Source organism: Streptomyces sp. NPDC093261 (genome assembly GCF_044753645.1).
Classification (GTDB): Bacteria; Actinomycetota; Actinomycetes; order Streptomycetales; family Streptomycetaceae; genus Streptomyces.
In genome coordinates this window covers 234,124-258,401 of sequence record NZ_JBIVNO010000001.1, presented here as the reverse complement: position 1 = coordinate 258,401, position 24,278 = coordinate 234,124, and the positions used below count along the sequence as shown (strand labels likewise).

Genomic DNA, 24,278 nt, shown 5'->3' with positions numbered 1-24,278 from the left:
TCGGATCCCGCCGGGAGGCCCTGTGGACAACTCGAACGGCACGCCCGGCACGCCCGGAACGCCCGGAACGCCCGGCGCGAGCCTGCGCGGCAGGGTCGTCCTCGTCACCGGTGGCACGCGTGGTGTCGGGGCGGGGATCACCCGGGCGTTCGCCGCGGCCGGCGCCGATGTGCTGGTGTGCGCCCGCCGGCCACCCGGGACACCCCTGCCGGGAACCCGGTTCGCCCGGCTGGACGTCCGCGACCCGGCCGCCGTACGGCACTTCTTCGACGCGCTGCCCCGCCTCGACGTCCTGGTCAACAACGCGGGCGGCGCCCCCTACCGGCTCCTCGCCGACGCCGGACCCGAACGGCATGCCCGGGTCCTCGACCTCAACCTCGTCGCACCGCTGACCGTCTCCCTCGCCGCGTACCCCCACCTGAGGCGGGGCCGGGGATCGATCGTCATGATCGGCAGCGTGAGCGGGGGCCGCCCCTCGCCGGGCACCGCCGCGTACGGCGCGGCCAAGGCAGGCCTTGAGAGCCTGGCTCGCTCGATGGCCGTGGAATGGGCGCCTCTGGTGCGGGTCAACACTCTCGTCGTCGGCATGGTCCGCACCGAGCTGTCCCCTCTCCACTACGGCGACGAGGACGGCATCGCGGCCGTCTCCCGGACCGTCCCGCTCGGACGGCTCGCCGAGCCGTCCGACATCGGCGAGGCCGCCGTCTTCCTCGCCTCGGATGCCGCCGCCTACATCACCGGCGCGAGCCTGCTCGTGCACGGGGGAGGGGAACGGCCGGCGTTCCTCGACGCGGCGACGGTCAACAAGGGCCCTTGAGGCGGCGGGGTGACAAGGCACCGTTGAGAGAGGGCGCACCGAGGCAGCGCGCTGAGACGGCAGGCGGAGACGAAGCTGAGACGGCGGGCGGAGACGAAGCTGAGACGGCAGGCGGAGACGACATGGAGACAAGTCGATCCATCACCACGAAGCACTCGCCACGGCCCCGAAGGAACGCGGGCGGCGGCGGAGGAAGGGGTACGACGTGACGGGTATCGCCGAGGGCCGGGTGGTGATCGTCACCGGGGCGGGCCGGGGCCTGGGCCGTGCGCATGCCCTCGCGTTCGCCGCCGAAGGCGCGAGAGTCGTCGTCAACGACCTCGGGGTCGGCCTCGACGGCGCGCCCGGGGCCGGCAGTCCGGCCCTGCGGGTCGTCGAGGAGATCCGCGCGGCCGGCGGCCAGGCGGTCGCGCACGGCGGCGACATCGCGACCGGCGCCGGGGCGGCCTCCCTGGTGGCAACCGCCCTGGAGGCGTACGGACGCCTCGACACCCTCGTCAACAACGCCGGATTCCTGCGGGACCGGATGCTGGTCAACCTCGACGAGGACGACTGGGACGCTGTTCTGCGCGTCCATCTCAAGGGCCACTTCCTGGCGCTGAAACACGCGGCGGCGCACTGGCGGGCCGAGGCGAAGGCGGGGCACGCGCCGTGCGCCCGGGTCGTCAACACCAGCAGTGGCGCGGGACTGCTGGGCTCGGTCGGGCAGGGGAACTACAGCGCCGCGAAGGCCGGGATCGTCGCCCTGACCCTGGTCGCGGCGGCGGAGCTCGGACGTTACGGCGTACAGGTCAACGCCCTCGCGCCCGCCGCGCGCACCAGGATGACCGAGCGCACGTTCGCCGAGACGATGACCGCCCCCGCCTCCGGCTTCGACGCGATGGCCCCGGAGAACGTCTCGCCCCTGGTCGTCTGGCTCGGCTCCACCGCGAGCGCCGGCGTCACAGGCCGCGTCTTCGAGGCCGAGGGCGGACGGATCACCGTGATGGAGGGGTGGCGACGGGGTCCGACGGCCGACGAGGGGGCGCGCCGGACCCCGGCCGAGGCCGGCGAAACGGCCCGGAAGCTGCTGGCACGGGCCGAGTCGCCGACGGCGGTGTACGGGGCGGAGTCATGAGGGCCGTTCCGTGACGGTTGCCTCGGCGGGCGACTCCGCTCGGACTCAGGGCACCACCGTTCCCTCGGCGATGCCCGGCATCCGACGCGTCCGGGGCGATGAATGTGGTCAAGGGGACCTCTCGGATGCGGAAGCCGCGAAGGGAAGTGACCAGGCGCGGTATTGACACACTGTCAAGGCTCCGTTGCTGTCTCCGTCCGGCCCCCGCGAAGGTCCAGGGTGAGGCGAGTCGACGATCCCAGCCGTCGCTGCCGGACCGGTCGGCTATCCCTCGAGCGCGCCGGGATCCTTCTCCAGCAGGGTCACTATCGTGCGGTGACCCGTCTGCCGGTTGTTGCCTGCCGTCGGCCGGCCGTCGCGCAGGAGCGCCACCTCCACGGTCACCGTGCCGGGCTCGTCCTCCCGGCGGCTTGTGACGTACTCGTAACCGGGTCCGTACGCCGCCTCCAGGCCGGCGCGGAGTTCCTCCTCGACGTCCAGCGCCAGCCAGCGCCGCGCCTCGGCCAGGGCCTCCCGCCGGGCCCGCGCCCCGTGGGCCAGCAGCTCCCGCACACAGCCGGGAGAGCCGCGGCGGGCGGCCGCCACCAGCGGGGGTTCGTCGCCGGGACCGGGCAGGTCAGGGTCCGCGCCCGCCGCCAGCAGCGCGCGTACGACGGCCACATGCCCGCCGTGCACCGCCCAGGTCAGTGCCCGGAACTCGTACTCCTCCGTCAGGTCCGGCGCGGCCCCGGCCGCCAGCAGCGCCCGTACGACCTCGGTGTGGCCCCCGCAGGCGGCCCCGCACAGCGGCGCGTCGGCGCCCGAGCTGAGGCGGTCGGGGTCGGCGCCCGCCGCCAGCAGCAGCCCTACGATGCCCGCTGCGTCGCTCACGGCCGCCAGGTACAGGGCGGTCTGGCCGTCGGCGTCCACCGACTCCGGGTCGGCGCCCGAGCGCAGCAGCCGCAGGACCGCGTTCTCGTCCCCTGCGTACACCGCCGCGAACAGTCCGGGCGGTTCGTGCGTGTTCATGCCTCGACCCTCGCTCGCCAAGGGGTCCGCGGGCAAAGGGGTTTCGGGTGTTCTGTGCCACCTCCGGGGTGTCTCCCCGGCCCGCTCCGGCGGCGGCCGGACCTCAGGTGTCGCACTCCAGCACGGTCCGGCACAGCCCGCAGCGGGCCCGCACCCGCCCCCGCACGGGCACTCTGATCCGCTGGTGGCAGGTCGGGCAGGGGAAGCAGACGCCCAGCGGGCCGCGAGCGGTCGAGGTGAAGGAGTAGAGCGCGCCGGGATACGGGCCGGGTTCGGAGTGGTCCTGGGCGTGCCGGCGGTCCCTGGCGTAGCGGCGCCGGCCCGCCCAGCCGGCCGCCGTCAGCGGGGGCTGCTGCTCGTCGCGGCGGGCCTGGGCCAGGCCCTTGGTGTACGCCGTGTACGCCTGCGGGCTGGTGAACCAGATCGCGGGATCCTCGCCGAACAGCAGCGCGCGCTTGGCGAGGACGTAGCCGAACTCCTCCGGGGTGAGATAGCCGAGCTTCTGCGACGACGCCCCGTCCTCGCGGAAGGCGTCGAGGAGCAGCCAGCCCGCGCCCAGGTAGGTCGCCGCCGTGTCGGTGAGGATCTCGTTGTCGCGCGTGCCGGGGAAGGACAGGTCGAGGCGGTGCAGATACACATGCATCACCTCGTGCGCGAGGGCCGCGCCGATGTCCCGGCGGTGGCTGCGGAACCGGTCGTTCAGCTCCACGAAGTACTCGGGGCCGGCTGCGAGTTCGACGTTCGCCGCGTGGGTCATCTCGCGGAAGCTGACGATCATCCGGGCGTCCGGCAGCCGGTAGTGGCGCACCATCTCGTGCGCCACGCGCTGCGCGCGCAGATGCAGGTCGTCCTGGTCGGAGAAGGCCACGTCGGCCGGGGCCACGCTGGTCGCGAAGGTGCGGATGGTGTCGTACGAGAGCCGCCTGTACAGCGCGGTGATGGCGGCCCGCACTGTGTCCAGATGCGGATAGCCGTGCTCGACCGGTCCGCCGTTCGCCACGTCCGCACCCCCTGAAGACACCGGCTCCGCCTCCACTGTATGCGCGCTTCCCCCCGGGGAGGAGCGGGCGCGGGCGCGTGGCCGTCGCGGCGTACGCCGGCTGGCCGGAAAGCGGCCCTTGCCGCCCCGCCCGGCTCTTCCAATAATCGGTAAAGACTTGGCGGGAGCATGTCATGCGCGCCCGTCACGCGCTTCCGCCGGGCGATCAACCCCCCACGAAAGGAAGCACGGTGAAGCTTCTGAAGAAGACCGGCGGCCTCAAGAGAGCCCTCGCGACCCTCACGGTGGTCCTCGCCGCCCTCTCGCTCCAGCCCCTGTCGGCGCAGGCCGCTCCCCGGCCGGTCGTCGGCGGGACGCGTGCCGCCCAGGGAGAGTTCCCGTTCATGGTGCGGCTCTCCATGGGCTGCGGCGGGGCCCTCTACACCAAGAACATCGTCCTGACCGCCGCGCACTGTGTGAGCGGATCCGGCACCAACACCTCCATCACCGCGACCACCGGGGTCGTGGACCTCCAGAGCAGCAGCGCGATCAAGGTGAAGTCGACCAAGGTCCTCCAGGCCCCGGGCTACAACGGCAAGGGCAGGGACTGGGCGCTGATCAAGCTCGCCCGGGCCGTCGACCTGCCCACGCTGCCGATCGCCACCAGCACCGCGTACAACAACGGCGACTTCACCGTCGCCGGCTGGGGCGCGGCGCGCGAGGGCGGCGGTCAGCAGCGGTATCTGCTCAAGGCGCAGGTGCCCTTCGTCGACGACGCCACCTGTCAGCGGGCATACGGCAACGACCTGGTGCCCGGCGACGAGATCTGCGCCGGATTCCCGCAGGGCGGCGTCGACACCTGCCAGGGCGACTCGGGCGGCCCCATGTTCCGCAAGGACACCACGGGCGCCTACCTCCAGGTCGGCATCGTCAGCTGGGGCGAGGGCTGCGCCCGGGCCGGCTACCCCGGCGTCTACACCGAGGTCTCGACCTTCGCGGCGGACATAGCCGGGGCTGCCGCGGGCCTCTAGCGGAGCCTTCGGGCGCGCTCGCATCCGGCAGATGGACGACAGGCGCATGACGGCGCCCGCGGCCCGACCGCGTGCCGCGGGCGCTCTTGCGCCGACCGCCGCGCGCCCGGCCCGCGGACGCCTACCGAACGGCTGCCACGCACGCGTGCCCGTCCGGTCGGGCGCCCGGAGGGGATCCGGGCGGCGGGGCTCCGGGCGTCCCGGGGAGACGGTCCGCAGTCCGGACAGGAAGGGGAGGGCGCCCGTGCGCCCCGTAGGGTGGTCGCCCATGACCACCCGCAACATCGCCACCGGCGATGCCGACCCGGCCGTCCGTGCCGAACTCGCCCGGCTTCGCGACAGCATCGACAACATCGACGCCGCCGTCGTCCATATGCTCGCCGAACGCTTCAAGTGCACCCAGCAGGTCGGCCACCTCAAGGCCGCACATCACCTGCCGCCCGCCGACCCGGCTCGCGAGGCCGCCCAGATCGCCCGGCTCCGCCGACTCGCCGAGAACGCCAAGCTCGACCCCGCCTTCGCGGAGAAGCTGCTCAACTTCATCATCGCCGAGGTGATCCGCCACCACGAGCGCATCGCCGACGACGCCACCTCCACCGCGGACACGCCGGGGATGTGACCACCGGGTGCCGGTCGGGGCGCCGACGGGTGCGGAGCCGGCGCCGGCGAGGCCCCCTCGCGCGGACGGCTGTCCCGCGTCGACCGGGCTCCTGTGCGGACGGCTGTCCCGCGTCGACCGGGCTCCTGTGCCGACCGGCCCCCGCCGGCCCGCCGGACGCGCGCTCGCCCGTTCGGCCGAGTGACTCTTTGTCAGGTCATAGGGACACGCGGTAGGACGGTTCGGGCATAAGCTGGTTGCCCAAACGAGGGGACGTCGGGCCATGCCGTCTGATGCGAGGATTCTCATCGTCGACGACCACGAGGACACGCTCTACGCCCTGGAGAGCGCACTGGCCCCGCTGGGCTACCGGCTCACCCGTGCGACCAGCGGGGACGACGCGCTCAAGGAGGTCCTGCGCGGCCAGGTGGGCCTTCTGCTCCTCGATGTGCGCATGCCCAGGGTGAGCGGACTCGACGTCGTGCGGTACATGCGGCGCGTGGAACAGACCCAGCACATCCCGATCATCCTGCTCACCGGCTTCGGCACCGACGCCGAACTCACCTCCGCCGCCTTCGGCCTCGGCGTCGCCGACCTGCTGCTGAAACCCGTCGACCCGTGGGCCCTGCGCACCAAGGTCCGCTACCTCTACGACGCCCACCAGCGCTCCCAGGCGCTCGAACAGGAGGTGCGCGCCCTGCGCGCCCGGCTCAAGGCGTCCGGAGCGCCCCCGTCCCGCGCCCTTCCCCATCCGGACGCACATGTACCCGGCCAGCGCGAGGACGCCTCCGCCGACCCGTCCCCCGAGCCCACCTCGGCGCGCCACGACGGGCGCGCGTAGCCCGCACCAGGAGCGCGGGGCAGCGCGGCACGACGAGGAAAGGCGTTGCGGGCCGTTTGAGGGAGAGTGCGGGCCATTCGAGGGAGCGTTCGGGCCATTCGGGGGGGCGTGCGGGCCGTATGAGGGGGGCGTACGGGCCGTACGACGAAACATATGGGCGCACGAGGGACGCGAGCGGGTGGTACCCGGGGCGGACAAAGCGCGTGTACCGTCCCGCCTCTGTGCGCTGTCGGCGGCATCAGGCAGCATGTCCCCCATGTCCGTACTGACGCGCGACGAAGCGCAGACCCGTGCCCGGCTCCTCGATGTCCATCGCTACGAGATCGCACTCGATCTGACCCGCGGCGACGAGACCTTCGACTCCCGTACCGTCATCCGCTTCACGGTGCGCGGCGACCGGTCGGCCGCGGACACCTTCGTCGAGCTCAAGCCCACCGAACTGCGTTCGGCCACGCTGGACGGACAGCCCCTCGACCCGGAGACCCTGGACGACAACCGGCTGCCGCTCAAGAATCTCACCCCGGGGCACCACGAGCTGCGCATCGACGCCGCCATGCGCTACTCGCACACCGGCGAGGGCATGCACCGCTTCACCGACCCCACCGACGGTGAGACCTACGTCTACACCCAGCTGTTCCTGGACGACATCCAGCGGGTCTTCGCCGCCTTCGACCAGCCCGACCTCAAGGCGGTCTTCGACCTGACCGTCCAGGCACCCGACGGCTGGAGCGTCCTCGCCAACGGCATCACCACCCACGAGGGCGACGGCATCTGGCGCGCCGCCAAGACCCCGCTCATCTCCACCTACCTCGTCGCCGTCGCCGCCGGCCCCTGGCACTCCGTGCGCACCGAGCACCGCGGACTGCCCTTCGGCATCCACTGCCGCCGCTCCCTCGCCCCGTACCTCGACACCGACGCGGACGAAATCCTCGAGATAACCCGCCAGTGCTTCGACCGCTACCACGAGAAGTTCGAGGAGCCCTACCCCTTCGACTCCTACGACCAGGCGTTCGTCCCCGAGTTCAACGCCGGAGCCATGGAGAACCCCGGCCTCGTCACCTTCCGCGACGAGTTCGTCTACCGCTCCGCCGTCACCGACGCCCAGCGCCAGACCCGCGCCATGGTCATCGCCCACGAGATGGCCCACATGTGGTTCGGCGACCTCGTCACCCTGCGCTGGTGGGACGACATCTGGCTGAACGAGTCCTTCGCCGAGTACATGGGCTACCAGACCCTCACCGAAGCCACCCGCTTCACCGACACCTGGACCGACTTCGGCGTCGCCCGCAAGTCCTGGGGATACGACGCCGACCAGCGCCCCTCCACCCACCCGGTGGCCCCCGACTCGGTCGACGACACCGCCTCCGCCCTCCTCAACTTCGACGGCATCTCCTACGCAAAGGGTGCCTCCGCACTGCGGCAGCTGGTGGCCTGGCTCGGCGAGAAGGACTTCCTCGCCGGCATCAACACCCACTTCACCCGCCACCGCTTCGGCAACGCCACCCTCGCCGACTTCGTCGACTCCCTGGCCGCCGCCACCGAACGGGATGTGCACGCCTGGGCCGAGTCCTGGCTGCGCACCACCGGCGTCGACACCCTCACCCCGCACCTCGCCCTGGCCGACGACGGCACCTGCTCCCTCACCGTCGACCGCGACGGCAGCCGCCCCCACCGCATCGCCGTCGGCCTCTACGACCAGGACCTCGCCGACGACGGGGGCCTCACCCTGCGCGAACGCATCGAGCTGGACCTCCCGCAGAGCGCACCGCAGCCCCTCGGCAAGCGCCCCGCCCTGCTCCTGCTCAACGACAGCGACCTCACCTACGCCAAGGTCCGCTTCGACCCCGACTCCTTCAAGGCCGTCCAGAGCGCCCTGTCCGCCCTGCCCGAGCCGCTCAGCCGCGCGGTCGTGTGGAACGCCCTGCGCGACGCCGTGCGGGACGGCCGCCTCCCCGCCACCGCCTACCTGGAGGCCGCCCGCACCCACCTTCCGCAGGAAACCGACCTGGCCCTCACCGAAGCAGTCCTCGCCTTCGCCTCCGCCCAGGTCGCCGACCGCTACCTGCCCCCCGAGGAGCGGCCCGCCGCCCTCGCCACCCTCGCCCGCCTGTGCCGCGACCTCATCCGCCGCACCGAGGACGGCTCCCACCCCGGGCTGCGGCTGATCGCCGTACGCCACTTCATCGACGCCGCCGCCCACCCCGACACCATCGCCGCCTGGCTCGCCGACGGCACGGTGCCCGGCGGACCCGAACTCGACCCCGAGCTGCGCTGGCGCATCCTGGGCCGCCTCGCCGTCCTCGGTGCCGTCGACGAGACCACGATCGACGGGGAACTCGAGCGCGACCCCAGCGCCACCGGCAGGGAAGGCGCCGCCCGCTGCCGCGCCGCCCTGCCCGACCCCGAGGCCAAGCGGCGCGCCTGGGACGCGATGTTCGCCGGCGACGACCGGAGCGATCTGTCCAACTACCTCTTCACGGCCACCGCACAGGGCTTCTGGCAGCCGGAGCAGGCCGACCTCGTCGCCGAGTACGTCGACCGCTACTGGACCGACGCGCCCGCCCTCGCCGCCCGCCGCGGCCCCGCCATCGCCGTCGCCGCGGGCCGCTGGGCCTTCCCGCGCTACGCCGTGGACGCGGACACCCTCCGCCGGGGCGAGAAGTGCCTGCGCAAGAAGGACCTCGTCCCGGCCCTGCACCGCAGGCTCGTCGACGAACTCGACGACCTGGCACGCGCTCTGCGCGTCCGCGAGGCGTAGTCCGAGCTGTGCCGGCCCGCGCCCGTCACCGGGCACCGGCCGGCACCGGCACTCCCACCCGGCGTCTCACTCTGGCAGCACACCCCGGCACTTCACTCCCGACGTTTCCCGCCCACGGCGACACCCCCTCCGGGTCGGATCGTTGTCCTCTGCGGGCGGCCGAACTCCCTCGCGTGCAGGCCCGATTGCCCCCGCCCCGTGCCCGGAGGACGTCCCATGAGCTTGCCACCCCTCGCCTCAGGGCCCGACGGCCCCAGCGCCCTCGAGCCGCTTCTCGCCACCGTCCTCGACGCCCTCCGGGAAGGCGTACGGCTGCGCGGAGGGCCGCTGCCCGCGGGCGGTCCCGCGGTGGTCGCCGCCCGGGTCCGCGACGCCGTCGGCGACGTACTGCCGGAGAAGGGCGACCCCGACGCCGTACACGCCCTCGTACGCGCCTTCGCCGAGGGCGCCGCAGATCCCGCCGACCCCCGGTGCGCCGCCCATCTGCACTGCCCGCCCCTCGCCGTCGCCACCGCCGCCGACCTCGCCGCCTCCGCCCTCAACCCCTCCCTCGACTCCTGGGACCAGGCCCCGGCGGCATCCGAACTGGAGTCCCTGGTCACCGCGGCTCTCGCCCGGGAGGCCGGTGCGGCCACCGCCCTCGTCACCACCGGCGGCACCGAGTCCAACCAGCTCGCCCTCCTCCTGGCCCGGGAAACCCACGGCAGGGTCCGGCTCGTCTGCGGATCAGCCGCCCACCACTCCCTGACCCGTGCCGCCTGGCTCCTCGGCCTGCCCGAACCCGTCGTCCTCCCCACCCCGCGCGGCACCCTCGACCCCGCCGCCCTCGCGGAAGCCCTCAGGAGCCTGCCCCAGCCGCGCGGACCGGTCCTCGTCGCCGCCACCGCGGGCACCACCGACGCCGGACTCATCGACCCCCTGCCCGCCCTCGCCGACGTGTGCGCCGCCCACGGCGCCCGCCTCCACATCGACGCCGCGTACGGGGGCGGACTCCTCTTCAGCGACCGCCACCGCCCGAAGCTCGCCGGCCTGGACCGCGCCCATACGGTCACCCTCGACCTGCACAAACTCGGCTGGCAGCCGGTGGCCGCCGGCCTCCTCGCCGTTCGCGACCCGCACGACCTGCGGGCCCTGCGTCACCGCGCGGACTATCTCAACGCCGACGACGACACCGAGGCGGGCCTGCCCGACCTCCTCGGGCGCTCCCTGCGCACCACCCGGCGCCCCGACATCCTCAAGATCGCCGTCACCCTCAAGACCCTCGGCCGCACCGGGCTCGGCGCCCTCGTCGACCAGGTCTGCGCCCGCACACAGGAACTCGCGCAGCTCATCTCGGCACACCCCGCCTTCGAGCTGTACACCCCGCCCACCATCAGCACCGTCCTGTTCCGGCCCGCCGGAGCCCGCGACGACACCGTCGCCGCCGTCCGCCGCACCCTCCTCCACGCCGGCCGCGCCGTCCTCGGCCGCGCCCGGCTCGACGGCCGCCTCTGGCTCAAGGCCACCCTCCTCAACCCCCACACCCGGCCCGGCGACCTGGCCGCGCTCCTGAACCTGGTGGAAGGAAGCACGCCCCGATGACCCCCCGCCCGCCCCACGACCTCCCGCCGCACGACCTCCCGGCCCCCCGCGACCTGGTCGGCATCGGCATCGGCCCGTTCAATCTCTCCCTCGCCGCCCTCGCCCACCCCCTCGCCGAACTCGACACCGCGTTCTACGAGCAGCGCCCCGGCTTCGACTGGCACCCCGGCCTCCTCATCGACGGCGCCACCCTCCAGGTCCCCTTCCTCGCCGACCTGGTGACCCTCGCCGACCCCGCCAGCCCCTGGTCCTTCCTCAACTACCTCAAGAGCCGCGACCGCCTCTTCCCCTTCTATTTCGCCGAGCGCTTCCATATCCAGCGCGCCGAATACGACGCCTACTGCCGCTGGGTCGCGGGCCACCTCCCCGGTCTCCACTTCGGCCACCAGGTCGACACCGTCCGCTGGAACCCGGAGCACGAGGTCTTCGAGGTGGACTTCACCCGACTCGGCCCGGACGGGGAGGCCGAGGCCCTCGGCCGGACCCGGGCACGCGCCATCGTCCTGGGCGTCGGCACGGAACCGCACGTCCCCGAACCGCTGGCCCCCCTCGTCGACGCACCCGGTGTGCCCGTCATCCACGCCGCCGACTACCTGCGGCACCGTGAGCAGTTCCTCGCCGCCGGACACATCACCGTCGTCGGCGCCGGCCAGTCGGGCGCCGAGGTCTTCCTCGACCTGCTGCGCCACCGGCCCGTCGGGTGCGAACGGATCCACTGGCTCGCCCGCACCGAGGCGTTCGCCCCGATGGAGTACTCCAAGCTGGGCCTGGAACACTTCACACCCGACTACACGCGCTACTTCCACGCCCTCGCCGAACCCGTGCGCGACCGCCTCGTCTCCGCGCAGTGGCAGCTCCACAAGGGCATCGACGCCGGCACCAGCGCCGCCATCCACGACGAGTTGTACCGCCGCACCCTGCACGGCGGCTGGCCCGACGCCGTCCTCACTCCCGGCGTGCACGTCCGCACCGCGGAACACCTCGCCGGCGGCACGATCCGGCTTCACCTGGAACACACCCAGCAGAACACCCGCTCCGGCCTGACCACCGACGCCGTCGTCCTCGCCACGGGCTACCGCGAGCGCCCCCTGGACGGCATCCTCGCCGGACTCGCCCCCTACCTGTGCCGCGACAGCAGCGAACGGCCGTACATCGACGACCAGTTCCGCATGGTCCTCGACCCCTGTGTCACCGGCCGCATCCACGTCCAGAACGCCGAACTCCACACCCACGGCGTCGGCACCCCGGACCTCGGCCTCGCGGCCTGGCGCAGCGCCACCATCCTCAACTCCTTGACCGGCAAGGAGCCCTACCCGCTGCCCCGGCGCACCGCCTTCACCACCTTCGGACTCCGTGAGCCCGGCCCGAGGCCGTCCGTCCCGGCGGCCCGAGGCCTCATCCCGCTCGCCGAGGGGCGGTAGGCCGACGGGAAGCCTTCGGGAGCCGGCGGGGAGCACGGTCCGCACCGAGTCCGTCTCCCCTGCCCCCGAACGCCGGGGGCGCCGACGCGAAAACCGCGCCGGCGCCCCCGATCCGTCCCCTTCGAGGCCCTGGAGGATGCCGGAGCCTCAGAAAACCGGAGTGCCGTTCTTGCACTCCTCGGTGAACGGTCGACGACGCGCGTAGACCCGTTCATGGCCAGCCGAAACAGACCCCAGAGGTTTCCCTCCAGTGACCGGTATATGACTTGGCGTCAGCTCATCGGTGACAGAGTGGGACGTATGACCTCCACCCCCGTGGAAACCCAGCCGGCGCCCGTCCCCTACGGCACCCCGGACGCCCCCCGCCTCGCCGTCCGCGGAGAGGCCCACCTCGAGGTCGCCCCCGACATCGCCCGCCTCGGCATCACCGTCAGCGCACGCGGCACCGACCGCCGCACCACCCTCGACGACCTCACCCGGCGCAACACCACGGTCCTCGACCTCGTCCGCACCTACGCGGACGCCGTCGGGCGGCTGGAGACCGGACACCTCACCCTCAGCCCCGAACTGACGGAAGGCGGCCACGGCGAACGCGTCCACGCCCACCACGGCCGCGTCCACGTCACCGCCGAGCTGACCGACTTCACGGCACTCGGCGAACTGACCACCCGCCTGGCCGCCCTGGAGCTCACCCATGTCGAGGGCCCCTGGTGGGACCTCAGCCCCGACTCACCCGCCCATCGCGAAGCCCGCCGGCAAGCCGTGCACGAGGCGGTCCGACGCGCTCGCGAATACGCCGACGCCCTCGGCACCACCCTGACGGCCCTCGTCGAGCTCGCCGACATCGGCGCCGAGAACGCCGAGCGGCCCTCCTCCGCGCCCCGGTCCGCGCACCGGACGGCCCTCGACGGCACGGTTTCCGCGCACGGACCCGCCGCCCTCGCCCTCGAACCCCAGCGGCAACATGTATACGCCCGGATCACCGCACGATTCACCATGGCACCGCCGCGGCTGTAGCCACCGGCGTCACACCCGTCACCGAAATGCGGGGCACGAGGGAAAACCATCCGTATTTCGCTCCGGATGCTCATCGGAGCGCGCCACCGCACAATTCAACACTTGTCAATAAGGCTTCACGCAAAGGTTGTTGAGTGGTCACGCCGAACGAATTCTCTACCCACCGGTAAGGCATACGCTCGACGCATGCGCCGAGCGAAGATCGTTTGTACATTGGGGCCCGCCACCGACTCGTACGACCAGATCAAGGCACTGGTCGAAGCCGGAATGGACGTCGCCCGATTCAACCTCAGCCACGGCAGCTACGCCGATCACGAGAAGCGCTACCAGCGCGTACGCAAGGCTTCCGAGGAAACCGGCCGCAGCGTGGGAATCCTCGCCGACCTTCAGGGCCCGAAGATCAGACTCGGCCGCTTCACCGAAGGCCCCGTACTCCTTGAACGCGGGGACACCTTCACCATCAGCGTGGAGGAAGGCGTCGAAGGGGACCGCCAGACCTGCGGGACCACCTACGCCGGCCTCGCCTCCGACGTCACCCCGGGTGAACGCATCCTCGTCGACGACGGCAAGGTGTGCCTGGAGGTCACCTCCGTCGACGGCCCCCGGGTCCACACGACGGTCGTCGAGGGCGGCATGGTCTCGGACCACAAGGGGCTGAACCTGCCGGGCGTCGCCGTCTCCGTCCCCGCGCTCTCCAAGAAGGACGAGGACGACCTGCGCTGGGCCCTGCGCACCGGCTTCGACGTCATCGCGCTCTCCTTCGTCCGCAGCGGCCGGGACGCCAGGGACGTCCACCGCATCATGGAGGAGGAGGGCCGCCGCCTCCCCGTCATCGCCAAGGTGGAGAAACCGCAGGCCGTCGAGAACATCGACGAGATCGTGGCGGCCTTCGACGGCATCATGGTGGCCCGCGGCGACCTGGGCGTCGAAATGCCGCTCGAACAGGTGCCCATCGTGCAGAAGCGCGCGGTCAAGCTCGCCAAGCGCAATGCCAAGCCCGTCATCGTCGCCACCCAGATGCTCGACTCGATGATCGAGAACTCGCGCCCGACGCGTGCCGAGGCCTCGGACGTGGCGAATGCCGTCATCGACGGCACGGACGCCGTGATGCTCTCCGGCGAGACCAGCGTCGGCAACCACCCCGTCGAGACGGTCAGGACGATGGCCCGCATCGTCGAGGCGGCCGAGGAGGACATCCTCGCCAAGGGCCTGCCGCCCCTGACCGAGAACAGCAAGCCGCGCACCCAGGGCGGCGCCGTCGCCCGCGCCGCCGCGGAGATCGGAGACTTCCTCGGAGCGAAGTTCCTGGTCGCCTTCACCCAGTCGGGCGACACCGCCCGTCGGCTGTCCCGCTACCGCTCCCCGATCCCGGTCCTCGCCTTCACCCCGGAGCCGGCCACGCGCTCCCAGCTGAACCTCACCTGGGGCGTGGAGACCTTCCTGGGGCCGCACGTCGACTCCACGGACGCGATGGTCGACCAGGTCGATGAGCTGCTGCTGAAGTACGGCCGCTGCGAGCGGGGCGACATCGTGGTGATCACGGCGGGCTCCCCGCCCGGGGTCTCGGGCTCGACGAACATGGTGCGGGTCCATCACATCGGCGAGGACGACAGTCCCCGGTAGACGACGGAGCGCGTGACAAGGGCCCCTCTCGAAGGGGCCCTTGTGCGCAGTCAGTACTTCGGGCCCACGTGCTCGTCGAGGAGCGCGACGGAGGCCTTGCGGGCGACGGAGATGTTGCGTGCGTTCGCCAGTCTCCATTCGACGCCTATGCGGTCCAGGGTGTCCGTGAAGAGCTGGACGATGTCACGGGACAGGTTGCTGAAGAAGTACCGCGGATACTCGTAGCGCCTGCGCTCACCATCGACGAGCCGGGTGGTCCAGTTGGTGGTGCGACAGCCGTCGGAGTGGATGAGGCCGCGGATGAACTCCCAGGGGTGAGCATCGACGACGTCCTGCTGCCAGGGTTCGAGGGCGATCCGGCGCTCGTGCTTCTTGCCGGGGCCGTGCTGGGGGAAGAGGCAGGGCCAGTGCTTGCTGGAACTGCTGACCGCTATGCAACCCTGTCTCCCCACACGGAAGACGCTGTTCGACGGGCGCACAGCACGCATTGCCTCCTCACATGCGTCGATGATGCCCGGCCAGGCCCTGTCCAGGACCACGCGCAGGAAGTAGACGCCTCTGCGGTGAGGACTGATGCAGCCGTCGCCGAGATAGAGGCCGAGAAGGTAGGCGTACGCCGCAGGGGCTTCCGGTGACCTCGGGACGTCCTGACACCTGGGGCAGGGATTGCCCGCGCGCGGCCCGGTTTCGCCGTGCGTCCGCCAGGAGCGGATCGCATACCGAGAAATCCCCGTCTCCCTGCTGACGGAGTTCAGACTGCGCCCCTCGGCCACCAGAGCCAGGGCTCGCTTGCGCGTACCCATGTCGTACATGGGTCCACTCTCCGCGACCGATCGTTCCTGTGCGCAGCAAGAAGCGGACGTTCACGAGAATGAGAACGTCCACCTCTGGAATGGTGACCTTGGAATCTTAAGAAAAGTGCCCCGGGTGGGATTCGAACCCACACCGTATGCTGTTTGAGAGCACTGCCTCTACCGATTGGGCTACCGGGGCCCAACGAATCGAAGGTTGACCTCGACCCGCTGCCTGTCCACCATACCGTAGCTAGGTAGGCTTCTGGGAGCAGTACTTGCCTGCCCTGGAACAAGGAGCCCGCGTGACCGCCCCCGAGTCGCCCCAGCCCGTTGCCGACGACGACAAGTCGCACGTGCCCCCGCTGACGACCCGTGTCGTCATCGCGGAGGACGAGGCGCTCATCCGGCTCGACCTCAAAGAGATGCTCGAGGAGGAGGGCTACAACGTCGTCGGGGAGGCCGGCGACGGCGAGCAGGCCGTGGAGCTGGCCCGTGAGCACAAGCCCGACCTGGTGATCCTCGATGTGAAGATGCCGAAGCTCGACGGCATCTCGGCGGCCGAGAAGATCGCCGAGGAGCGCATCGCCCCGGTGCTGATGCTGACCGCCTTCTCGCAGCGCGACCTCGTAGAGCGGGCGCGCGACGCCGGTGCCATGGCGTACCTGGTGAAGCCGTTCAGCAAGAGCGACGTCGTCCCGGCGATCGAGATGGCCGTCTCGCGGTTCAACGAGCTGAAGACGCTGGAGAAGGAGGTCGCGGACCTCACACAGCGGCTGGAGACCCGCAAGCTGGTGGACCGCGCGAAGTCGATCCTCCAGACGGAGTACGGGCTGACCGAGCCGGCCGCCTTCCGCTGGATCCAGAAGACCTCCATGGACCGGCGGATGTCGATGCAGCAGGTCGCCGAGGCGGTCATCCAGGACGCCGAGGAGAAGAAGGCCTCCAAGGGCTGAGCGGCGCGTACGCCATACGGTGAGGCCCGCACCCCCGGCACAGGGGTGCGGGCCTTGCCGTATCGGTCCGTGGGAGCGGTCAGTCCTCGCCGAGGTACGCCTTCCGCACCGACTCGTCGTGCAGCAGATCCTGCCCGGTGCCGGAGAGCACGATGTTCCCGACCTCCATGACATGACCGTGGTCGGCGAGCGACAGGGCCGCCTGGGCGTTCTGCTCGACCAGGAGGATCGTCGTGCCCTGGGACTTCAGCTCGGCGATGGTCGCCATGATCTTCTGCATCATGATGGGGGAGAGACCCATCGACGGTTCGTCGAGCATGAGCAGCTTCGGCTGGGACATCAGGGCCCGGCCCATCGCCAGCATCTGCTGCTCACCGCCGGAGAGGGTGCCCGCGGCCTGCTTCCTGCGCTCCCCGAGGATGGGGAAGAGGTCGTAGGCGCGCTGGATGTCCTTCTCGATGCCCGGCTTGTCGCTGCGCAGGAACGCCCCGAGTCGCAGATTGTCCTCGATGGTCATACGGGGAAAGATGTGCCGCCCCTCGGGGGAGTGGGCGAGTCCCAGGGAGACCACCTGGTGTGCGGGGACCTTCTTGAGCGATCTGCCGTTGAACTTGATCTGGCCGCCGACCGGCTTGAGGAGGCCGGAGAGCGTGCGCAGGGTCGTGGTCTTGCCGGCGCCGTTGGTGCCGATGAGGGTGACGACCTCGCCGGCGTCGACCTTGAAGGAGATGCCCTTGACGGCTTCGATCTTGCCGTAGGCGACCCTGAGGTCCTCGACTTCGAGCAGTGCGGTCATCGGTCGTTCTCCTTGCCGGGCGCGGCGTCCGTCGTGGTCTCGGCCTGTGCCTCGGCGGCCTCGACCTCGGCGAGCTCTTCGTCGCCGGGGGCGTTCTCGAACGGTTCTCCGAGGTAGGCGGCGATGACCCGTTCGTCGCCCTGGACGGTCGCGCTGTCGCCCTCGACGAGTTTCTCGCCCTGGACGAGGACGGCGACGCGGTCGCAGAGGTTGAAGATGAAGCGCATGTCGTGCTCGATGACGAGGACGGCGATGCCCTTGTCCCGGATGGCGAGGACGAGTTCCTCGGTGGCCCGGGTCTCCTGCGGGTTCATGCCGGCGGTGGGTTCGTCGAGGAGCAGCAGGCCCGGCTCGCTGGCGAGGGCGCGGGCGATCTCGAGCTTGCGCTGTTCGCCGTAGGGGAGGTTGCGGGCGAGGTGTTCGGCCTTGTCGGCGAGGCCGACGAACTCCAGGAGTTCCATGGCGCGTTCGCGGGAGGCGGTCTCCGCGCGGTGGAAGCCGGGGCCGCGCAGCACGGCGGACCAGAAGCCCTCCTTGGTGCGGGTGTGCCGGCCGACCAGCACGTTCTCCAGGACCGTCATATTGGAGAAGAGACGGATGTTCTGGAAGGTGCGGGCGATGCCGGCGGCGGTGACCTTGAACGACTTGGGCGGCAGGACGCTGCCCTTGTAGCGGACCTCGCCCTCGGTGGGGACGTACAGGCCCGTGAGGCAGTTGAAGAAGGTGGTCTTGCCGGCGCCGTTGGGGCCGATGAGGCCGACGATCTCGCCGCTGTTGACGGTGAGGTCGACGCCGCGCACGGCGGTGAGGCCGCCGAAGCGCATGGTGACGCCGCGTGCGTCGAGCACGACCTCGCCGGGGGCGGTGGCGCCCGGGGTGGCGTCCTGGGTGGTGGTGTCGGTGGTCATCGTGGTCAGGCCCCTGTCGTGCTGAGGACTGTGGGCGCTTCGGCCTCTTCGTGGAATTCCAGCTGACGGCGCCGGTTGGGGATGAGGCCCTCCGGACGGAAGCGCATCAGCAGGATGAGTGCGACACCGAAGGCGAAGAGCTGGTAGTCGCCGAGGAACTGGAGCTTGTTGGGGATGAGGAAGAGCAGTGCGGCGCCGATGAGGGGGCCGCTGATGGTGCCCATGCCGCCGAGGACGACCGCGGCGAGCAGGAAGGCCGAGTTGGGCGGGATGGGGCCGGCGAAGAGGTACTGCTCGGGGGTGACCGTGTAGGTGACGTGCGCCTGTACGGTGCCGGCGAGACCGGCGAGGGAGGCGCCGACGGCGAAGGCGATGAGCTTGACCCGGAAGCCGTTGATGCCCATGGCGAGTGCGGCGGTCTCGTCCTCGCGGATGGCGACCCAGGCCCGGCCGATGCGGGAGTTGCCGCTGCGCCGGAAGACGAGCACGACGACGGCGGTGATGATGAGCATCAGGAAGAAGTAGTTGGCGAAGCGGCCGATGGTGAAGCCGGCGATGTTGTGCTGGGCGCCGAAGTCGAAGCCGAGGATGTCGAGGTTGGGGATCGACGCGATGCCGTTGGAGCCGTTGGTGAGGTCGGGTCCGGAGGTGCCGTCGAGGTTGTTGGCCGTGATGCGGAAGATCTCACCGAAGCCGAGGGTGACGATGGCGAGGTAATCGCCGCGCAGGCGCAGCGTGGGGGCGCCGATGAGGACGCCGAACACGAGGGAGGCGGCGGCGCCGATGAGGACGGCGGCCCAGAAGGGGAAGTGGACGTGGAAGGGGGAGTTGGGGGAGCCGGAGACCAGGGCCGCGGCGTAGGCGCCGACGCCGAGGAAGGCGACGTAGCCGAGGTCGAGGAGGCCGGCGAGGCCGACGACGATGTTCAGGCCGAGGGCGACGGTGGCGAAGATGAGGATGTAGACGCCGATGGTCGCGTACTGGTCGTCGGTCTGGGTGAAGGGGAACAGCGCCGCCGCGACGAACGCGCCGCAGATGGTGATGTTCTGGTGGCGGGCGGTGAGCTGGGAGGCCTGGCTGATCAGGCCGGCCTTGTTGAGGGCGGCGAAGCCGAGGCCGGCGGTGAGCAGGAAGCCGATGAAGAGTTCGTCGTACTCGGTGCCGATGCCGTAGGTGAAGACGGTCAGCCCCAGCGCCATGATCGCGACGATGATCAGGATCTCGGCGTAGGCGGGCAGCTTGCCGAGGGGACGCGGGGTGCCGGAGGCGAAGGCGGCCTTGACCGTCTCCCACTGGTGGGCGGCCTTGCGCCGGAAGCGTTCTCCGGAGGTCTCGTCGGGGTCGGCGGGGTCGGGCACGGGCCGCTGGAAGGGCAGGGCCAGGGCGCCGATCAGGGCGGCGAGGCTGGTGACGGCCACGAGGTAGCCGCCGGGCTCGAGGTTGACGAGTCCGCCGAGTTCGACGCTGATCGCCAGGACCGTGTACCAGGCGGTGGCGAAGGTGGTGAGGGCGGCGAACTTGAGGGCTCCGTCGGCGCCGGCGGGGACGAGCCAGCCAAGGCCCTTGATGCCGTAGGAGGCGAGGGCGAACAGGGTGGTGAGGACGCCGCCGATGAGGACGAGGACCTGGAGGCCGCCCGGGTAGCCGTAGACGGTGAGGTCGCCGGGGAAGTCGGCGGTCCACGTCCAGGACAGGAAGGTGGAGATGATGGTGAGGACTCCGCCGGCGGTGGCGAGGGCGCGGCCGATGTGCGGCGGGATGCCGATGAGACCGGACGGGGCGCCGGTGGCGGGGGTGCTCGGGGTGTCGGGTGCGGTGGTCTGTGTGGTCATCGGTGTCACGCCCTGTCCGCGACGCGCTCGCCGAGCAGGCCCTGTGGCCTGAACAGCAGCACGAGGATGAGGAGTACGAACGCCCAGACGTCTGCCCAGGACTGGCTGCCGAACTTGCCCATGCCGGGGAGGTCGGCGATGTAGGCGGTGGCCAGGGTCTCGGCGACGCCGAGGACGATGCCGCCGATCATGGCTCCGTAGATGTTGCCGATGCCACCGAGGACGGCCGCGGTGAAGGCCTTGAGGCCGAGGATGAAGCCCATGCGGAAGTCGATCTGACCGTACTTCAGGCCGTAGGCGACACCGCCGACGGCGGCGAAGGCGGCGCCGAGGGCGAAGGCGACCACGATGATGCGGTCGGTGTTGATGCCCATGAGCTTGGCGGTGTCGGGGTCCTGGGCGGTCGCCTGCATGCCGCGTCCGGTGCGGGTCTTCATGACGAAGTAGGCGAGGACGGCCATGCTGATGGGGGCCGCGAGGATGAGGAAGATGTCACCGGTCTGGATGGTGACACTGCCGAGGTGGAAGGGGCCTCCGCCGATCTGCGGGAAGGTGCGGGCGGACTTGGCGTCGGGGTACCAGGCCCAGACCGCCTGCTGGAGGGCGAGGGAGAGGCCGATGGCCGTGATGAGGGGGGCCAGGCGGGGTGCGTTGCGCAGGGGCCGGTAGGCGAACCGCTCCGCTCCCACGGCCACGATGACGGCGACCAGGATGGCGCCGATGAGCATCAGCGGCAGGGCGACCCACATGGAGGTGCCGTCGGGCAGGATGTACGCGTAGACCGTGAGGGCGCCGAAGGCCCCGGTCATGAAGATCTCGCCGTGGGCGAAGTTGATGAGCTGGACGATGCCGTAGACCATTGTGTAGCCGATGGCGACCAGCCCGTACATGGATCCTAGTAGCAGGCCGTTGACCAGCTGCTGCGGCAGTTCGTTCACCGCATGTCCTCCGAGACTTTCGGACGTTCGACGGATGTGGCCGGATGCGAGTGCGCGCGGGGCGCCAGTGGAACAGCGCCCCGCGCGGCTCGTGGGTGGTGCGGGGTGGGGATCAGCCGGTGTAGGTACCGGACTTGACCGGCGCCCAGGCACCGTTCTTCACGGCGTACACGGTGAGCTGCTTGTTCGTCGTGTCACCGAACTCGTCGAAGGAGACCTTGCCGGTCACACCGTCGAAGGAGACGTTCTGCATCGCGGCGGTGACCTTCGCGCGGGCGTCGGAGGGAAGCTTGCCGCCGTTGTCGTCGACGACCTTCTTCACGGCCTCGATGACGGCCCACGCGGAGTCGTAGGAGTAGCCGCCGTACGCCGCGTAGTCCTCCTTGTATCCGCCGGCCTTGTAGTTGGCCACGAAGTCCTTGGCGGAGGGGAGCTGGTCGACCGGGGCGCCGACCGAGGTGGCGAGGTCGCCGGTGCTGTCGGCGCCGGCCAGCTTGATGAAGGTCGGGTCGTAGATGCCGTCGCCGCCGACGACCGGGATCTTGGCGCCCGCGGCCTTGATCTGCTTGCTGAGCGGGCCGGCCTGCGGGTACTCGCCACCGTAGTAGACGACGTCCGCGCCGGAGTTCTTCACCTTGGTGGCGACCGCGGAGAAGTCCTTGGTGTCGGGGTTGATGTGCTCGGTGCCGGCGACGGTGCCGCCGAGCTTCTTGAACTCCTGGGTGAAGGTGGCTGCGAGGCCCGCGCCGTAGGTCTTCTTGTCGTCGATGACGAAGACCTTCTTCTTCTTGGCGTCGTTGTAGACGTACTGCGCGGCGAACGGGCCCTGGATGGCGTCCGTGGTCGCGGTACGGAAGTACGACTTGTATGTGCGGGCCTTCTTGGTCTGCCAGTTGGTGCCCTGGGTGAGGGCGGGGTTGGTGTTGGCCGGGGAGACCTCGACCAGCTTGGCGTCGTCGAAGACCTTCTGCATGGACTCGGCCACGGAGGAGTTGAGCGGGCCGACGGCGCCGAGGACGCTGCTGTCGGCGACGAGCTTGGTGGCGTTCTGCTGGCCTGAGGAGGGCTGGGCCTGGTCGTCGAGGGCCTCGATCTTGAAGGTGACGCCCTTGACGTAGTTCTGCTTGTTCGCGGTCTTGACCGCGAGGTCCACCGAGTTCTTGATGCCCAGCCCCAGCGCGGACAGGTCGCCGGTCAGCGGCGCGTCGACTCCGATGGTGACGGTGGTGCCGCCGCCGTTGGCGGAATCCGAGCTCTTGCCGTTGTCGCGCGAGCCGCAGGCGGTGAGGGTCAGTGCACCCGCCGCCAGCGCGGCGGTGATGGCGATGAGCGAACGATGACGCACGATCAGTCCTTTCCCTGGCACGGCCCTCCCCCCTGGAAGAGGCCGAGTCGAGCGCTGGGCCGAAGTGACATTCAGACCGCGCGGTGACTGGCCGTGACTCTAAGCGTGGGCAGGGAACATCGAGGAGGGTCTGACCGAGGCTGTGACGCTCTTGTTATGACACGAGGTAATGCAGAGCGGTACTGCACGGGCGGAAGGGCGGAATTCCAGCCGATTCGCCCGGTCCACATAGTGAGAATCCGCAGGACGAGCGTAGCTGCGTTCAGGCGTGTCGGCCGTTTTGGTGATTACCGGGAATGGTTGCCACAGGCGACGTGCAGGGCCGCAGAGAGGTCGTGGGCATAGCGTGAGCCGAGGATGTAACTGTGGGCCTCTATTGCGCGCGTATTACGCAGAGTTACGTCCAGGAAAGGGAGTCCGGCGTTCTCAGGTACTTTTCCGCATTCGGTCACATGCATGGTGATCGCGATCTTGCGGGCAGCGCCCGCCTCTGTGCGGAAAGGGGGGCGCGGGGACGAGGTCACGGAAAGCCCCGCGTAGGGCTGCCCCATTCGGGCCACGGTGACCGGCGGGCCCGACTGCACGCTCAGTACCACCGACAGGCTGAAGCTTCGGGGCGGAGCGCTGCGGGGCGTGGGCTCCGGGTTCAGGTAGGCGATGTCGACGACCTGGGAGGGGTACGGCGGCGGGGGCGCCGGCGGAGGCGGAGGCTTCCGCGGGCGGGTGGCGTAGAGGGAGCCGCCGCCCGCGAGGAGGGCGGCCACCGTTGCCGTCGTGAGGAGCACCCGGCGGTGGCGGCCGTACAGCCGGGCGAGGGACCCGGGGGAAGAGCCCGGTGGGCGCGGGGGGTCCGGGTTCCGGTCGTCGTCCCACGCGCGCGTGCCCTCGCCGGGCTCGACGGGACCGACGCCGCTCACTGCCAGGGGCCCTTGCTCGGGCCGCCGGTGCGATACCAGCCGGCACAGCCCTCACGCGCCTGACGGCCTATCAAGTGGCGTGCGGCGGAGGCACCCTGACGCCGCTTCACGACCCGGGCGGCGTCCACGACCGCCCGTAGGACCTCGTACTGCCCGTTGGACAGCCCCATCGACTGGTAGTCCCCGTAGGTGCCGCTGTCCAGCACCTTGCGGGACCAGTACGCGACGACCCGCGCGCACAACTCGTCGGGAGGCGTGGCCCCGGGGGACGCCGAGGCGGAGACGGCCGCCTCGGCGTCCCCCGGGCCGGTGGAGCCCGAGTGGCCGCAGGCGGCCGTCGTCACACCCGTCACAAGGGCCAGTCCGAGCCATAGCCCACGCACCGTCAGCCCCGGCCTGGGGGCTCTGCCCGTCGCCATGCCATGACGCTAAGGCGCCGGTCGCCCAGGATCAACGGCGGTGCGGACGCCGGCTCAGCCCCCGCTGGGAAGGTGGTCCCCGTCGCCCGGCCGCACATCGCGCAGGAGGCAGGTCAGACGGGCCGTGCACACCCGCTTGCCGTCCTCGTCGCTGATCACGATCTCGTACGTCGCCGTCGAGCGCCCCCGGTGGACGGGCGTGGCGACGCCGGTGACCAGACCTGAGCGCACCCCCCGATGGTGGGTGCAGTTCAGGTCGACGCCGACGGCGATCTTGGAGCTGCCGCCGTGGAGCATGGAGCCGACCGAGCCGAGGGTCTCGGCGAGCACGGCGGACGCGCCTCCGTGGAGCAGTCCGTACGGCTGGGTGTTGCCCTCCACGGGCATCGTGCCGACGACCCGCTCCGCGGAGGCCTCGATGATCTGGACGCCCATACGCGTGCCGAGGTGTCCGGCGGAGAAGAGGGCGGGCAGGTCGACGCCGAGCGCGGCGTACTCGTCGACGACTTCCTGCGGGAACTTCACGGTCTGCTGCTCGCCCATGGGGCACGGCTCCGTTCGTCGGGATCGGTCATTCGCCTCAGG

At 70.9% G+C, this 24,278-nt stretch carries 22 protein-coding genes and 1 tRNA gene; 11 read left to right on the top strand and 12 right to left on the bottom strand.

The genetic code is table 11. From position 1 onward, the window contains the following. The first annotated feature begins 82 nt into the window (after window positions 1-82). Entirely contained in the window at window positions 83-817 is a 735-nt protein-coding gene (locus ACIP94_RS01230; protein WP_402420284.1) for an SDR family oxidoreductase, read from the top strand. 205 nt (window positions 818-1,022) lie between these two features. Then, on the top strand, window positions 1,023-1,934 hold the full coding sequence (locus ACIP94_RS01225) for an SDR family oxidoreductase (protein WP_402417885.1): 912 nt from the start codon (window positions 1,023-1,025) through the stop codon (window positions 1,932-1,934). 264 nt (window positions 1,935-2,198) lie between these two features. Here the strand turns inward: ACIP94_RS01225 and ACIP94_RS01220 are convergent, their stop codons facing one another. Both ACIP94_RS01220 and ACIP94_RS01215 read right to left on the bottom strand, forming a co-directional pair. Further along, window positions 2,199-2,942 (bottom strand): ankyrin repeat domain-containing protein, encoded by a 744-nt coding sequence (locus tag ACIP94_RS01220; protein ID WP_402417884.1) that lies wholly within the window; start codon window positions 2,940-2,942, stop codon window positions 2,199-2,201. 103 nt (window positions 2,943-3,045) lie between these two features. Then, entirely contained in the window at window positions 3,046-3,942 is an 897-nt protein-coding gene (locus ACIP94_RS01215) for a hypothetical protein (protein ID WP_402417882.1), read from the bottom strand. A gap of 230 nt (window positions 3,943-4,172) precedes the next feature. Between ACIP94_RS01215 and ACIP94_RS01210 the strand changes: the two genes are divergently transcribed. The 8 genes from ACIP94_RS01210 (at window position 4,173) to pyk (ending at window position 14,791) form a co-directional block, all read left to right on the top strand. Continuing rightward, window positions 4,173-4,952, top strand: a complete 780-nt coding sequence (locus ACIP94_RS01210; protein WP_402417880.1) for a S1 family peptidase — start codon at window positions 4,173-4,175, stop codon at window positions 4,950-4,952. Window positions 4,953-5,220: 268 nt separating this feature from the next. Then, window positions 5,221-5,571: a chorismate mutase gene (locus tag ACIP94_RS01205; protein ID WP_402417878.1), complete on the top strand. Its 351-nt coding sequence runs from the start codon at window positions 5,221-5,223 to the stop codon at window positions 5,569-5,571. A gap of 262 nt (window positions 5,572-5,833) precedes the next feature. Next, window positions 5,834-6,391, top strand: a complete 558-nt coding sequence (locus ACIP94_RS01200; RefSeq protein WP_402417876.1) for a response regulator — start codon at window positions 5,834-5,836, stop codon at window positions 6,389-6,391. Window positions 6,392-6,638: 247 nt separating this feature from the next. After that, a complete protein-coding gene (gene pepN / locus ACIP94_RS01195) occupies window positions 6,639-9,149 on the top strand; it encodes an aminopeptidase N (RefSeq protein WP_402417874.1) in 2,511 nt (836 codons plus the stop codon). A gap of 216 nt (window positions 9,150-9,365) precedes the next feature. Continuing rightward, the gene (locus ACIP94_RS01190) at window positions 9,366-10,730 is read left to right on the top strand and encodes a pyridoxal phosphate-dependent decarboxylase family protein (RefSeq protein WP_402417872.1); all 1,365 of its coding nucleotides are present in this window, start codon (window positions 9,366-9,368) and stop codon (window positions 10,728-10,730) included. Further along, entirely contained in the window at window positions 10,727-12,151 is a 1,425-nt protein-coding gene (locus ACIP94_RS01185) for a lysine N(6)-hydroxylase/L-ornithine N(5)-oxygenase family protein (protein ID WP_402417870.1), read from the top strand. Before ACIP94_RS01190 ends, ACIP94_RS01185 begins: the two co-directional genes overlap by 4 nt. A 300-nt stretch (window positions 12,152-12,451) precedes the next feature. After that, a complete protein-coding gene (locus tag ACIP94_RS01180; protein WP_402417868.1) occupies window positions 12,452-13,168 on the top strand; it encodes an SIMPL domain-containing protein in 717 nt (238 codons plus the stop codon). Window positions 13,169-13,354: 186 nt separating this feature from the next. After that, on the top strand, window positions 13,355-14,791 hold the full coding sequence (gene pyk, locus ACIP94_RS01175) for a pyruvate kinase (RefSeq protein WP_402417867.1): 1,437 nt from the start codon (window positions 13,355-13,357) through the stop codon (window positions 14,789-14,791). Window positions 14,792-14,841: 50 nt separating this feature from the next. Here the strand turns inward: pyk and ACIP94_RS01170 are convergent, their stop codons facing one another. Both ACIP94_RS01170 and ACIP94_RS01165 read right to left on the bottom strand, forming a co-directional pair. Next, window positions 14,842-15,603, bottom strand: coding sequence for a transcriptional regulator (locus ACIP94_RS01170; RefSeq protein WP_402417865.1), 762 nt, complete (start codon window positions 15,601-15,603; stop codon window positions 14,842-14,844). 107 nt (window positions 15,604-15,710) lie between these two features. Further along, window positions 15,711-15,784: transfer RNA gene (locus tag ACIP94_RS01165), tRNA-Leu, on the bottom strand. Between the two features lie 103 nt (window positions 15,785-15,887). On the opposite strand from ACIP94_RS01165, the gene ACIP94_RS01160 reads away from it, so the two are divergent. Beyond that, entirely contained in the window at window positions 15,888-16,538 is a 651-nt protein-coding gene (locus ACIP94_RS01160; protein ID WP_402417863.1) for an ANTAR domain-containing response regulator, read from the top strand. A 79-nt stretch (window positions 16,539-16,617) separates the two neighbouring features. On the opposite strand, the gene ACIP94_RS01155 is transcribed toward ACIP94_RS01160, so the two are convergent. The 8 genes from ACIP94_RS01155 to ACIP94_RS01120 form a co-directional block, all read right to left on the bottom strand. Continuing rightward, a complete protein-coding gene (locus tag ACIP94_RS01155) occupies window positions 16,618-17,334 on the bottom strand; it encodes an ABC transporter ATP-binding protein (RefSeq protein ID WP_402417861.1) in 717 nt (238 codons plus the stop codon). Further along, window positions 17,331-18,242: an ABC transporter ATP-binding protein gene (locus tag ACIP94_RS01150; RefSeq protein WP_402417859.1), complete on the bottom strand. Its 912-nt coding sequence runs from the start codon at window positions 18,240-18,242 to the stop codon at window positions 17,331-17,333. The genes ACIP94_RS01155 and ACIP94_RS01150 overlap by 4 nt, the downstream gene beginning before the upstream one ends. A gap of 5 nt (window positions 18,243-18,247) precedes the next feature. Then, window positions 18,248-20,074 (bottom strand): branched-chain amino acid ABC transporter permease, encoded by a 1,827-nt coding sequence (locus tag ACIP94_RS01145; RefSeq protein ID WP_402417857.1) that lies wholly within the window; start codon window positions 20,072-20,074, stop codon window positions 18,248-18,250. Between the two features lie 5 nt (window positions 20,075-20,079). Next, complete coding sequence (locus ACIP94_RS01140; RefSeq protein ID WP_402417856.1) at window positions 20,080-21,012, bottom strand: branched-chain amino acid ABC transporter permease; 933 nt, start codon at window positions 21,010-21,012, stop codon at window positions 20,080-20,082. A gap of 112 nt (window positions 21,013-21,124) precedes the next feature. Further along, the gene (locus tag ACIP94_RS01135) at window positions 21,125-22,357 is read right to left on the bottom strand and encodes a branched-chain amino acid ABC transporter substrate-binding protein (protein WP_402417854.1); all 1,233 of its coding nucleotides are present in this window, start codon (window positions 22,355-22,357) and stop codon (window positions 21,125-21,127) included. Window positions 22,358-22,644: 287 nt separating this feature from the next. Next, entirely contained in the window at window positions 22,645-23,274 is a 630-nt protein-coding gene (locus ACIP94_RS01130) for a Tat pathway signal sequence domain protein (RefSeq protein ID WP_402417852.1), read from the bottom strand. Beyond that, on the bottom strand, window positions 23,271-23,693 hold the full coding sequence (locus ACIP94_RS01125; RefSeq protein WP_402417851.1) for a hypothetical protein: 423 nt from the start codon (window positions 23,691-23,693) through the stop codon (window positions 23,271-23,273). Before ACIP94_RS01125 ends, ACIP94_RS01130 begins: the two co-directional genes overlap by 4 nt. Before the next feature lie 54 nt (window positions 23,694-23,747). After that, window positions 23,748-24,236 carry a PaaI family thioesterase gene (locus tag ACIP94_RS01120; protein ID WP_402417849.1) on the bottom strand — a complete coding sequence of 163 codons (489 nt, stop codon included), beginning with the start codon at window positions 24,234-24,236 and terminating at the stop codon, window positions 23,748-23,750. Between the last annotated feature and the right edge of the window lie 42 nt (window positions 24,237-24,278).